The organism is Micromonospora sp. DT44, from assembly GCF_049841635.1.
GTDB lineage: Bacteria > Actinomycetota > Actinomycetes > Mycobacteriales > Micromonosporaceae > Micromonospora.
In genome coordinates, this window is sequence record NZ_JBNCKS010000028.1 from 41,774 (window position 1) to 53,779 (window position 12,006).

The 12,006-nt window shown below is 70.2% G+C and carries 9 protein-coding genes; 2 read left to right on the forward strand and 7 right to left on the reverse strand.

What is annotated here, in order from left to right; translation table 11 throughout:
- Window positions 1–227 precede the first annotated feature (227 nt).
- Window positions 228–1,634, forward strand: a complete 1,407-nt coding sequence (locus tag ACLQ25_RS17670) for a cellulase family glycosylhydrolase (RefSeq protein WP_425731948.1) — start codon at window positions 228–230, stop codon at window positions 1,632–1,634.
- A 96-nt stretch (window positions 1,635–1,730) separates the two neighbouring features.
- On the opposite strand, the gene ACLQ25_RS17675 is transcribed toward ACLQ25_RS17670, so the two are convergent.
- From ACLQ25_RS17675 to ACLQ25_RS17705, 7 genes are all read right to left on the reverse strand, one after another.
- Window positions 1,731–2,054, reverse strand: coding sequence for a DMT family transporter (locus ACLQ25_RS17675; RefSeq protein WP_425731949.1), 324 nt, complete (start codon window positions 2,052–2,054; stop codon window positions 1,731–1,733).
- Window positions 2,055–2,609: 555 nt separating this feature from the next.
- Window positions 2,610–3,908 carry an RNA polymerase sigma factor gene (locus tag ACLQ25_RS17680; protein ID WP_425731981.1) on the reverse strand — a complete coding sequence of 433 codons (1,299 nt, stop codon included), beginning with the start codon at window positions 3,906–3,908 and terminating at the stop codon, window positions 2,610–2,612.
- A gap of 3 nt (window positions 3,909–3,911) precedes the next feature.
- On the reverse strand, window positions 3,912–4,313 hold the full coding sequence (locus ACLQ25_RS17685; RefSeq protein ID WP_425731950.1) for a YciI family protein: 402 nt from the start codon (window positions 4,311–4,313) through the stop codon (window positions 3,912–3,914).
- Between the two features lie 96 nt (window positions 4,314–4,409).
- On the reverse strand, window positions 4,410–6,545 hold the full coding sequence (locus ACLQ25_RS17690) for an alpha-galactosidase (RefSeq protein WP_425731951.1): 2,136 nt from the start codon (window positions 6,543–6,545) through the stop codon (window positions 4,410–4,412).
- A complete protein-coding gene (locus tag ACLQ25_RS17695; RefSeq protein WP_425731952.1) occupies window positions 6,542–7,423 on the reverse strand; it encodes a carbohydrate ABC transporter permease in 882 nt (293 codons plus the stop codon). Before ACLQ25_RS17695 ends, ACLQ25_RS17690 begins: the two co-directional genes overlap by 4 nt.
- Window positions 7,420–8,376, reverse strand: a complete 957-nt coding sequence (locus tag ACLQ25_RS17700; protein ID WP_425731953.1) for a carbohydrate ABC transporter permease — start codon at window positions 8,374–8,376, stop codon at window positions 7,420–7,422. The genes ACLQ25_RS17695 and ACLQ25_RS17700 overlap by 4 nt, the downstream gene beginning before the upstream one ends.
- A 21-nt stretch (window positions 8,377–8,397) precedes the next feature.
- Window positions 8,398–9,726 carry an ABC transporter substrate-binding protein gene (locus ACLQ25_RS17705; RefSeq protein WP_425731954.1) on the reverse strand — a complete coding sequence of 443 codons (1,329 nt, stop codon included), beginning with the start codon at window positions 9,724–9,726 and terminating at the stop codon, window positions 8,398–8,400.
- Window positions 9,727–10,008: 282 nt separating this feature from the next.
- On the opposite strand from ACLQ25_RS17705, the gene ACLQ25_RS17710 reads away from it, so the two are divergent.
- Window positions 10,009–11,997 carry a beta-galactosidase gene (locus tag ACLQ25_RS17710; RefSeq protein ID WP_425731955.1) on the forward strand — a complete coding sequence of 663 codons (1,989 nt, stop codon included), beginning with the start codon at window positions 10,009–10,011 and terminating at the stop codon, window positions 11,995–11,997.
- Window positions 11,998–12,006: the final 9 nt, after the last annotated feature.

A 12,006-nucleotide genomic window follows, 5' to 3' on the forward strand; every position in this document is an offset into this window, starting at 1 on the left:
GCACATCCTGTGGTGGGGATGACCGCCCCGTGACGGCCCGCGTCCGCGCGGGCCGTCACGGCCGTCCGCCCCTTCGAGCGTTCTACTGAACCGGTTGCGAGGGCTGATCCATCGCCCTAGGCTGATGCGCGCCGCCGGGAGTCGGGCGGCGGCTGTCGGGCTGCAGCCGCCTTCCCCTGTCGTACCCCACCCCTGCCGGGCATCGGGGGTCCTCCCTGAGGAAGGCCATGAAGACTCGACTCTCCGCCGTCGGCGCCGCCCTGCTCGCGCTGCTGCTGGCCGTGCTGGCGTTCGGTCAACCGGCGCACGCCGCGGCCGGCTTCTCCGTCGCGGGCGGCAAGCTGTACGACGCCAACGGCGCCGAATTTGTCATGCGCGGCGTCAACCACGCGCACACCTGGTACCCGCAGCAGACCAGCTCGTTCGCCAACGTCAAGGCGCTCGGCGCGAACACCGTGCGGGTGGTGCTCGCCAGCGGCGACCGCTGGACCCGGAACACCAACGCCGACGTCGCCAACGTCATCTCGCTCTGCAAGGCCAACCGGCTGATCTGCGTGCTGGAAGTTCATGACACGACCGGGTACGGCGAGCAGAGCGGCGCGATCACCCTCGACCGTGCCGTCGACTACTGGCTCAGCCTGAAGGACGTGCTGGTCGGCCAGGAGCGGTACGTCATCGTCAACATCGGCAACGAGCCGTACGGCAACCAGAACTACGCGTCGTGGGCCACCGACAGCGCCAACGCGATCAAGAGGCTGCGGACCGGGGGCCTGACCCACACCATCATGGTGGACGCCCCGAACTGGGGCCAGGACTGGTCGTTCACGATGCGCGACAACGCCGCGTCGGTCTTCGCCGCCGACCCGGCCCGCAACACGCTCTTCTCCATCCACATGTACGGCGTCTTCGACACCGCTGCCGAGATCACCGACTATCTGGGCCGGTTCCGGACGGCGGGGCTGCCCATCGTGGTCGGTGAGTTCGGCTTCAACCACTCCGACGGCGACCCGGACGAGGACACCATCCTCGCGTACAGCCAGGCCAACGGGATCGGTTGGCTCGGCTGGTCGTGGAGCGGCAACGGGGGTGGCGTCGAGTATCTCGACATGGCCACCGCCTTCAACCCGGCCAGCCTGACCACCTGGGGGCAGCGGGTCTTCAACGGCGTCAACGGCATCCGGCAGACGTCCCGCGAGGCCACCGTTTTCGGCGGCACCCCGCCGACCACCACGCCCCCTCCCACCACGCCCCCGCCGACGACGCCCCCTCCCACGACGCCCCCGCCGACGACGCCCCCTCCCACGACGCCCCCGCCGACCACTCCGCCGCCGGCCGGTGGCTGCTCGGCCACGTACACCATCACCAACCAGTGGCAGGGCGGCTTCCAGGGTGAGGTGCGCGTGACCGCAGGAGCGTCGGCGATCACCGGCTGGACCACCCGGTGGACCCTCGCCAACGGCCAGAGCGTCACGCAGTCCTGGAACGCGACGGTCACCAGCAGCGGTTCCACGGTGACCGCGCGGAACGCCGACTACAACGGCCGACTGGCCGCCGGCGCCAGCGCCACCTTCGGCTTCCTCGGCGGCTGGAGCGGCACCAACCCCACACCGCAGGTGAGCTGCACCGCCAGGTGAGCGACCTGCGGCGAGCAAATCCAGATGGCCGGGCCCGCATCGGGCCCGGCCATCGCGTCCTTCGGGTGCCCGAACGCGGTCGCTGCTGCTTCCCGGTCAGTGCTGCTCGCCGGTCAGGTTCACGATGACCACGCCCGCGATGATCAGCGCGATGCCCACGAGCTTGACCGGCCCGACCGACTCACCCAGGAACACCGCGCCGATCGCCACGATGGCCGCGGTGCCCAGGCCCGACCAGAGGGCGTACGCGACACCGACCGGTATCTCCTTGACGGCCTGGGCGAGCAGGAGGAAGGCCAGCACGTAACCGGTGAGGCAGCCCAGTGTCGGCCAGACGCGGGTGAACCCGGCGGTGCTCTTGATCAGGCTGGTCGCCACCACTTCGGCGAGGATGGCGATTCCCAGCAGCACGTACGCCATACGGCCCCTCAGTCCTCGGTTCGCGATCGTCATGCTGCCGGCGGCCAGCCGGCCGTGATCGGAGCGTCGCTACCCAGGCTAATGCCGTCGACCGTCCGGCCGGGCCGTCGCTTCCCTCACGTCGCGCCCCGCACGTCGCGTTGCCCGCGTCACCTCCCCCGGGTCGCGCTGCCCGCCTCTCCGGCGTCGCGTTGTCCGCGTCTTGTCCCCGCCCGGCACACGCCATGCGGGTCCTTTGGAGCTGATGCCGTAAGCGAATCGTGTGGAGAGCGGGCCCGGTCGGGTCAACGCGTGAATCGTCTACGACATCAGCTCCAAAGGCAGCGAGCAGACCCCTACGCCTGGCCGGCGGGGCAAATCCGACCGGAGCTCTTGACGAGGCGAGGTCCGGATCGCTGATGTGGGCGTGGGCGTGATGGGTGGGCCGTCGGGGGCGTGGGCGTGGTGGGCGGGCCGTCGGGGGCGTGGGCGTGCTGAGCCGTCGTGGGGCGAGGGCGTGGTGGCGGGCCGTCGGTGGCGAAGGCTGCTCGGTGACGGGTCAGAACTCGACCCTGCTCAGAGCGCGTCGGGGGATTGCTGCGGCTGCGTCGGCCCTGGTCGACCCCGGGACTCGGCGGCCAGGCGGGCGGCGCGCATGGTGAGGTAGCGCTGTTCGGGGAGGCTGCTCGTGCGGGCGGCGGCATCCCGGTAGTCCGCGATGGCCCGTTCCCGGTCGCCGGCCATCTCGTGCAGGTGCGCGCGGGCGGCGGGCAGCCGGTGGTGTTCTGCCAGCCGGGGATCGTCCGCCAGCGCGTCGAGAGCCCGGAGGCCGGCCGACGGCCCGTGCACCATGGCGATCGCGACGGCCCGGTTGAGTGCCACCACCGGGGTGCCGGCCACCCGTTCCAGCACGTCGTACAGCGCCAGGATCTGGGGCCAGTCGGTCGCGTCGGTGCCGGGAGCCTCGTCGTGCAGCGCGGCGATGGCGGCCTGCACCTGGTAGGGGCCGACCGGGCCGCGCGGCAGCGCCGCCGTGACCAGTGCGATGCCTTCGGCGATGGCCGCCGCGTCCCAGCGGCCGCGATCCTGCTCGGCCAGTGGGATCAGCTCCCCGGAGGGACCGGTTCGTGCCGGGCTGCGCGCCTCCGTGAGCAGCAGCAACGCGAGCAGTCCGGCGGTCTCACTGTCGTCGGGCAGGCGTACGTGCAGCGCCCGGGTCAGCCGGATCGCCTCGGCCGCGAGGTCGACACGGCGTAGGTCCGGGCCGGCGGTGGTGGTGTGCCCCTCGGTGAAGATCAGGTAGAGCACCTGTCGGACGGCCGCCAGCCGATCGGCCCGCTCCGCCTCCTCGGGCATCCGGAACGGCAGCCCGGACGTGCGGATCCGCTGCTTTGCCCGGCTGATCCGCTGCGCCATGGTCGCCTCGGGCACCAGGAACGCGCGGGCGATCTCGGCCGTGCTCAGACCGCCGACCGCGCGCAGGGTCAACGCGACGGCCGACGCCGCGGCGAGCGCCGGATGACAGCAGAGGAAGAGCAGGACCAGGGTGTCGTCCCGCTCGGCGGACAGCTCCTCGTCCGGGGCTGGCGCGTACCGCCGGTCGTCCGGGTCCTGACGGGTGACCAGGTCCTCGCGGCGACGCCGGGCCTGCTCGCCGCGGACCAGCTCGATCATCCGGCGGTAGCCGACCTGGATCAGCCAGCCGCAGGGGTTCGTCGGCAGCCCGTCGGCCGGCCACTGGCCGGCGGCGGCGAGCAGCGCCTCCTGTACGGCGTCCTCGGCGGTGGCGAAGTCACCGAACCGACGGGTGAGCACGCCGAGGACCTGCGGCGCCAGTTCGCGCAGCAGGTCCTCGATGCGAAGGTCGGCGGTCAGCGCTCACAGCTCCTGCGACGGAGCGGACATCACCGGATGCACCTCGATCGGCATGTTCAGGGGCCGGCCACCGGGGCCGGGCGCGGTGGAGATGTGCGCGGCCAAGTCCACCGCCCGCTGCGGGCTCTCGACGTCGACGATCCAGAAGCCCGCGAGGAACTCCTTCGTCTCGGCGAACGGGCCCTCGGTGACGACCGGCGCACCGCCCTCGCCGGCGCGCACGATCCGCGCCTGCTGCGGGCCGCCGAGGCCCTGCGCGTCGACCCACTCGCCATCGGCAGCCAGCTTCTCGTTGACCTCACCCATGAACGCGACGTGCGCCCGGACCTCGTCCTGCGTCCAGGTGTCGATGCCCGGGAAGTCGGTCCCGGTGGCGCTGAACTGCATCAACAGCATGTACTTCATCGTTTCGCTCCTCACGCCCGCGCACCGTGGTCGGTGCTCTCACCCTGAGGTAGAAGCCGACGACACCGTTCTCGACACCCCGGAGGTAAGAAATTTCTAGCCGACCTCGTCGACCTCGAACAGCAGGCTCTGTTCGGGGTGCAGCGCGGGTAGCTGCACGCCCACCCGGGCCAGCGCCGCTCCGCTGAGCGTGACGCCGGACGCCAGCCAGGGCGGCCCGGAAAGGTCGATCGTCGCCGGAGGTGGCACGTCCGGGACCGGGCGCACCCGGTAACGCCGCGCCGGGTCGAGGCCGGGCAGCCGTACCGCGCCCGGGGTCTGCGCCACCGAGGTGGTGAGCCGGGCCACCGCGTACACCGCTCGGGTCTTGTCCTTCTCGACCACGCCGTGCGCCCAGACGGCCGGGTCCGGGTGGTCGACCCGGACCACCCGCCCGGAGTGCAGCAGCGGACGCAGCCGCTTGTGCAGCGCCACCCAGGCGGTCAGCTCGGCCTGTTCGGCGGCGCTGATCGAGGCGATGTCCCACTCGATGCCGTGGTGACCGAACAGCGCCGTGGCCGCCCGGAAACCCAGGTCGTGTACGCGGTGGGTGGTGTGCGAGCGCTGCGGCCCGATGTGCGTGCCGACGAGCTCCGGCGGCAGGAGCAGACCGGTCCAGCGCTGGATGCCGAGCCGTTCCAGGGCGTCGTTGCAGTCGCTGGCCCAGACCCGGTCGGTGCGGGCCAGGATGGCCAGGTCCACCCGGGCGCCCCCGGACGAGCAGCTCTCGATCTCCACGCCGGGGTGGCGTCGACGCAGCTCGTCGAGGAGGCGGTAGACCGCGAGGGTCTGCCCGTGCACCCCGGGTCGGCCGTGGTGCCCCGCCTCGGTGAGGTCCCGGTTGTGGTCCCACTTGAGGTAGCTGATCCCGGGATGCTCGGTGAGCAGCGCGTCGAGGCGTTGCAGCACGTAGTCGTACGCCTCAGTGCGGCCCAGGTCGAGCACCTGCTGTCGGCGCCAGGCGGGCGGCAGCCGCCCCGGCAGGGTCAGCAGCCAGTCGGCGTGCGCGCGGAACAGGTCCGAGTCGGGGTTGACCATCTCCGGCTCCACCCACAGGCCGAACTGAAGGCCGTGGCCGGTCACGTGGTCGATGAGCGGTTGCAGGCCGTCAGGCCAGACGTCCTCGTCGACGTACCAGTCGCCCAGCCCGGCCGTGTCGTCGCGCCGGCCGCGGAACCAGCCGTCGTCGAGCACGAACCGTTCCACGCCGATCTGCGCGGCGCGGTCGGCGAGGGCCCGCAGCCGGTCCAGGTCGTGGTCGAAGTAGACCGCCTCCCAGACGTTGAGGGTCACCGGGCGCGGCGATCGCGGGTGTCCGGGCCGCGCCCGCACGTGCGAGTGGAGTACGTCGCTGAGTCCGTCCAGCCCCTCGTCGGACCAGACGGCGTAGAGCAGTGGAGTCTCGTACGCCTCGCCGGGGGCGAGTCGGATCTCGCCGGGGGCCAGCAGCTCCCCGCCTCCGAGGGTGGAGTCGCCGGTGGGTCGGCGTTCGGCGACGGTGAGGTGGTCGCCGCTCCACGCGGTGTGCACCGCCCAGATCTCGCCGTGGCCGAAATCGAACCCGGCGGTGCCGGCCACCAGCAGCAGTGTGGCGTCGTGTCCGGTGCGACCGTGCCGCCCCTCGCGGACCCACGCGCCGTGCTGCCACGGGTGCCGCTGCGGCGAGCGTTCGCGGCACCAGCGGCCGGTCAGGTCGAGCAGTTCGGTGGCGACCGCCGGCACCGGGAGCACCGGGGTCAGCTCCCGCACCTCGTACGGGCCGTCGCCGTCGTTGCGGAGCCGGTGCCGGATGGTCAGCAGGCCGTACGGGTCGAGCGTGATCTCGATGGTCAGGGACAGCCCGGCGGCCTCGTCCGACGCCCGTACGGTGACCCGGGCCGGGGCGTCGGCCGGCTCGTCGACGGCGAGGCCGTCGAGTCGGAACGCGGTGGACCAGTCCCGCCCGTCGCGGTGCCCGGCCAACCCCGGTCGACCGCTCCAACCGGCGCTCGCCTCCGGCAGCAGCGACAGCACGGGTGGCTCGTCGAAGCTGCTCGGCACCACCGGTGGCACGGTGGCGTCCACGAGGTGGCGCAGGCCGTCGTCGTCCAGGTCGCCGATGTCGCCACCCCAGTGGGCCACGCGGGGCAGCCCCGGGCCGCGCGCGTCGAGTACCAGGCAGGTCCGCCCGCGGCGCAGGTGCAGGATGGTCATCCTTTGGAGGCTCCCAAGGTCAGGCCCCGGACGAAGTGCCGCTGGAGCATAAAGAAGATCACGAGGGTGGGGATCGCGACGAGCACGCTGCCCGCCGAGACCAGGTTGTTGTCGGTGAAGAACTGGCCGCGAAGGTTGTTGAGTGAGCTGGTCACCGGGAACTTGTCACCGGTACGCATGAGGACGGTGGCCCAGAAGAACTCGTTATAGATCCAGGTCACCTCCAGGGTGGCCAGCGCGGCCAGGGCCGGCCGGCACAGCGGCATGGTGATCTGCCAGTACTGCCGCCAGACGCTCGCGCCGTCGACCATCGCCGCCTCGTACAGGTCGTGGGGGAGCGCCTTCATGTAGTTGCTGAGCACGAAGACGCAGAACCCGCACTGGAAGGCGACGTTGATCAGGATCAGGCCCCAGTAGCTGTCGTAGAGCAGCTCGGAGTCGCTCATGAACTCCGGCAACGGCACCTCGGTGAACAGTCGGAACAGCGGGATGAGCAGCGCCTGTTGCGGCAGCAGGTTGGCGGCGGTGAACACCCCGAGCAGGAGCAGGTTGATCTTCCAGCTGAACCGGGCGATGACGAACGCCACGCAGGAGGCGAGGAAGAGCGTCAGCAGCACCGCCGGCACCGTGATGTAGACCGAGTTGAGGAAGTGCTTGCCGAACTCCGCCTGATCCCAGGCCGTGACGTAGTTGTCGATGGTCCAGCCGCCGAACGAGACGTAGCCGTTGGCGGCGGTGTACTGGTACGAGCGGAACGACGTGAGGACCGCCCAGGCGATCGGGAAGAGCCAGATCAGCGCCACCGCGATGAGGAAGCCGTGCAGCAGTATCCGCAGCGGGGTCAGCTTGCGTCGGCGGATCGGGGTGTCGACGCTCATTCCCGGTTCTCCCTCATCACGGTCGCCAGGTAGATGGTGATGAAGACCAGCGAGACGACCAGCATGATCGTCGCCAGCGCCGAGCCGAAGCCGATCCGGCTCGCCTCACCCACCACGTTCTGGGTGACCAGCGCGGAGATCAACTCCAGGCCGTTGCGGCCTTTGTTGACGACCCAGACCAGGTCGAACGCGCGCAGCGACTCGATCACGGTCACCACCAGCACGATGATGTTGATCGGTCGCAGCACCGGGAACACGACCCGGAAGAACGTCCGGACCTCGGAGGCGCCGTCGACGGCGGCGGCCTCGCGCAGCGACGGGTCGACGCCCTTCAGCCCGGCCAGGTAGAGCAGCATGATGTAGCCGACGTGTCGCCAACCGGAGGCGACCATGACCGCCCAGATGTTGACGTTCGAGTCGCCGTACCAGTCGGTGCCGGTGCCGAGGACGGCGTTGATCAGACCCTGGTCACGGGAGTAGAGCAGCTGCCAGACGAAGCCGATCAGCGCCAGCGAGAGCACCACCGGCAGGTACAGCGCCGTCTGGTAGAAGCGGCTGCCGCGTAGCTCCTTGTCGAGCAGTACGGCCAGGAACATGCCGAACGGCGTGGCGACCACGAACAGCACGGCCAGCCAGAGCAGGTTGTGTTGGATCGCCGGCACGAACGGCGGGTAGATGTTCACCACGTCGCTGTAGTTGCGCCCGCCGACGAACTCGATCTCGTTGAGTGGACCGATGCCGTCCCAGTCGGTGCCGGACAGCACCACGGTCGCGAGGGCCGGCAGCCAGACGAGCGCGGTGACGAGCAGCAGTGGGACGAGCACCATCAGCGTGATGACCACGCGGTCGGTGGGGGACAGGAGCCGTAGCCGCCGGCGACGACCACCCGTGGAGGTGGTCGCCGGCGGCGGCGGCACGGCGCGATCCGCTTGGATCAGGGGTAGGTCGGACACGAGGTCCTCCCCCTTCCGCCGTCAGTCAGTGAAGATCGACTTCTTCTGGTTCTCGATGGACGATGTCAGCCCGTCGATGTCCTTCGGGTTCTTGATGAACTGCTGGATCGCCGGGATCATCACCGTGGAGGCGAAGTCCGGCCGGGTGTCCCGGTCGAGGAACTGGGCGATCTCGGTGGCCGACCCGACCAGCTCCGCGGCCTTCTTCTGCAGCGCCGTGTAGCCGCCGACGTCCGCGCCGCTGTTGGCGACGAGGACGGCCGGGTCGTTCTTGAGGTTGATGTCCGCGGCGGCCTTGCCACCGAAGTACTCGAGCAGCTTGCGGGCGTTGTCCTCGTTCTTGGGCTTGCGGGCCATCATGTAGCCGTCGATCGGGGCGTCCAGCGCCTTCGCGCCGATGGCCGGGTCGATCTCGGGGAAGGTGAAGAAGTCGAGGTCGTCCTGCTCTTCGTTGCTGAACTGCTGACCGACGAAGAGGCCCAGCAGGTACATGCCGCTCTTCTTCTGCTGCAACGACTGCGCGGCCTCCTGCCAGGTGCGGCCGAGGCTGTCCGGCTGGTGCAGGGGGAGCAGGCCGGCCCAGGTGTCGAAGACCTTCTTGACCTTGTCGGAGGTCCAGGCCTCCTTGCCGGCCATCAGGTCGACGTGGAACTGGTAGCCGTTGATCCGCAGGTTGAGGATGTCGAACGTGCCCATCGCCGGCCAGCCGTCCTTGTCGGCGAAGGCGATCGGGGTGAGGCCGTCCTTCTTCATCTGCGCGCCGAGCGCGGTGAACTGGTCCAGCTTGGTGGGTACCTGGTAGCCGTGCTGCTGCCAGACCGACTTGCGGTAGAAGACCGCCCACGGGTAGTACGTCCCCGGCACGAAGTACTGCTTGCCGTCGTCGCCGGTGGACGCCTTCTTGAACGCGTCGGAGTAGCCGGAGATCTTGCCCCACACGTCGCTGATGTCGCTGGCCAGGCCCTTGGCGGCGAAGAAGCGCATCCGGTAGCCGGCGAACCAGGTGAAGACGTCGTCCGGCTTGCCCTGCAGGTAGTTGTTGATGTTCTCCTGGAACGTGTTGTGGTCGACCGTGTTGGTCGCGACCTGGACGCCGGACGAGGTCTTGAACCCGTCGGTGATCTTGGCGAGGACGTCCTTGGGCTTCGGGTCGGACTGGTTGGAGCCGAGCGAGACGTCCTTACTGGACCCGCCGGAGCCGGAGTCGTCGCCGCAGCCGGCGAGCAGACCGGTGCTGAGCAGCGCGCCCGTGCCGGCCGCGCCGGCCAGCAGTGACCGCCGGTTGATGCCTGCGACGGAGGGCGGTACGAGCCGAGCCAGGTACTCGGCTTGTGATCGGGGACGGGACATCGGTGCCTCCTGCGGATGAAGAGGTGCTACGTCCAAGGGATCAGGTGTGGTGAGGAGCGGTCGAGCCTGGCAGATACGCATCGTGATCCACCGAGAATCCACATTGGCGAACACGATCGGCCAGTTGGGGCCTCAAGCTACCTCTCCATAGGCCGCTGTCAAGAGGTACTTTCGCCTCTGATAACCTAGTCGTGATCCGGCTGTTACGAGGTAAACGTTGGAAACGAAGTCGATGTTGGAAACTGTTGACTTCGGTGGGTGGCCGGTGCACCCTCACCTGTCATGCGGCGATGGCAGGGTGACGGCATCTACTTCGGAGGCGACTACAACCCTGAGCAGTGGCCCGAACAGACCTGGTCGGAGGACGTCGAGCTGATGCGACGGGCCGGGGTCAACCTGGTCTCCGTCGGCATCTTCTCCTGGGCACGCCTGGAACCCCACCCCGGTCGGTTCGAGTTCGGCTGGCTGGACCGTGTGCTCGACCTGCTGCACGACGGGGGCATCCAGGTCGACCTGGCCACCGCCACCGCCAGTCCACCGTCCTGGCTGTCCCGCGCGCACCCGGAGACGCTGCCCCGACGGGCCGACGGCGCGATCCTCTGGCCGGGCGGACGACAGGCGTACTGCCCCAGCTCCCCGGTTTTCCGCGAGCGCTCCCTGGAGCTGGTGCGCGCGGTCGCCGGCCGGTACGCCGAGCACCCCGCCGTCGTCATGTGGCACGTCTCCAACGAGCTGGGCTGCCACAACGTGCATTGCTACTGCGACGTCAGCGCCGAGGCGTTCCGGGGGTGGCTGCGCGAGCGTTACGGCGACCTGGACCGGCTCAACGACGCGTGGGCCACCGCGTTCTGGAGCCAGCGCTACGGCGACTGGGCCGAGATCAATCCGCCGCGCACCGCGCCGACGTTCGCCAATCCGACGCAGCAGCTCGACTTCCTGCGCTTCTCCTCGGACGAGCAGCGCGCCCAACTACGCGCCGAACGCGAGGCGCTCAAGACGCTGGTCCGCCAACCGATCACCACCAATTTCATGGTCGGTATGGCCAAGCACATGGACTACCACTCCTGGGCCGGCGACGTGGACCTCGTCTCCAACGACCACTACCTGAACGCCGCCGACCCCCGGGCCGACCTCGGGTTGGCGCTCGCCGCCGACCAGACCCGGGGCGTCGCCGGTGGCGAGCCCTGGCTGCTGATGGAGCACTCCACCAGCGCGGTCAACTGGCAGCCGCGCAACGTCGCGAAGCTCCCCGGCCAGCTCCGCCGCAACAGCCTGGCTCACGTCGCCCGGGGCGCCGACGGGGTGCTGTTCTTCCAGTGGCGTGCGTCCCGGGCCGGAGCCGAGAAGTTCCACTCCGCGCTGGTGCCGCACGCCGGCCCGGACACCAAGGTGTTCCGCGAGGTCTGCCAGCTCGGCGCGGACCTCGCGGCCCTCGCCGAGGTACGCGGCAGCCGGGTCGACGCCGAGGTGGCGATCCTGTTCGACTTCGAAGCGTGGTGGGCGGTCGAGTTGGACTCCCACCCGAGCGTCGACGTCACGTACGCCGACCGTCTCAACGCGTTGTACGGCGCGCTGTGGCGGGCCGGCGTGACCGCCGACATCGTCCACCCGTCGAGCGATCTCAGCGGTTACCGACTGGTCCTGGCGCCCACCCTCTACCTCGTCCGGGACGCCGACGTCGAGGCGCTGCGCCGATTCACCGAGGCCGGCGGCACGGCGGCGGTCACCTACTTCAGCGGCATCGTCGACGAGAACGACCACATCCGCCTCGGCGGTTACCCCGGCGCGTTCCGCGACCTGCTCGGCGTCCGCACCGAGGAGTTCTTTCCGCTGCGCGAGGGCGAGCGCGTCGGACTCGACGACGGCGGCACCGTCGACGTGTGGACCGAGTGGCTGCACGCCGACGACGCCGAGGTGCTGGCGTCGTACACCGACGGGCCCTTGCCGGGCGTGCCGGCGCTCACGCGGCGGCCGGTCGGCGCGGGCGCCGCGTGGTACGTCGGCGCCCGGCTCGACGAGCCGGCCACCGACCGGCTGGTCGCCCGGCTGCTCGACGAGGCCGGCGTCCGTCCGGCGGCGCAGGCGCCGACCGGGGTGGAGGTGGTACGACGCCGCGACGGCGAGCGGACCTGGCTGTTCGCGATCAACCACACCTCGTCGGAAGTACGGATCCCGGCGACCGGTGTCGAGTTGTTGACCGGCACGCGGTGCGCGGGTGAGCTGACCCTGCCGGCCGGCGAGGTGGCCGTGGTCCGCGAGGACCGGTCGTAGGGTGGTCGA

Coding starts and splice junctions, on each gene's coding strand:
- ACLQ25_RS17695 (WP_425731952.1), bottom strand. CDS start 7,423: ATGAGCGTCGACACCCCGATCCGCCGACGCAAGCTGACCCCGCTGCGG.
- ACLQ25_RS17670 (WP_425731948.1), top strand. CDS start 228: ATGAAGACTCGACTCTCCGCCGTCGGCGCCGCCCTGCTCGCGCTGCTG.
- ACLQ25_RS17690 (WP_425731951.1), bottom strand. CDS start 6,545: ATGACCATCCTGCACCTGCGCCGCGGGCGGACCTGCCTGGTACTCGAC.
- ACLQ25_RS17710 (WP_425731955.1), top strand. CDS start 10,009: ATGCGGCGATGGCAGGGTGACGGCATCTACTTCGGAGGCGACTACAAC.
- ACLQ25_RS17705 (WP_425731954.1), bottom strand. CDS start 9,726: ATGTCCCGTCCCCGATCACAAGCCGAGTACCTGGCTCGGCTCGTACCG.
- ACLQ25_RS17685 (WP_425731950.1), bottom strand. CDS start 4,313: ATGAAGTACATGCTGTTGATGCAGTTCAGCGCCACCGGGACCGACTTC.
- ACLQ25_RS17675 (WP_425731949.1), bottom strand. CDS start 2,054: ATGGCGTACGTGCTGCTGGGAATCGCCATCCTCGCCGAAGTGGTGGCG.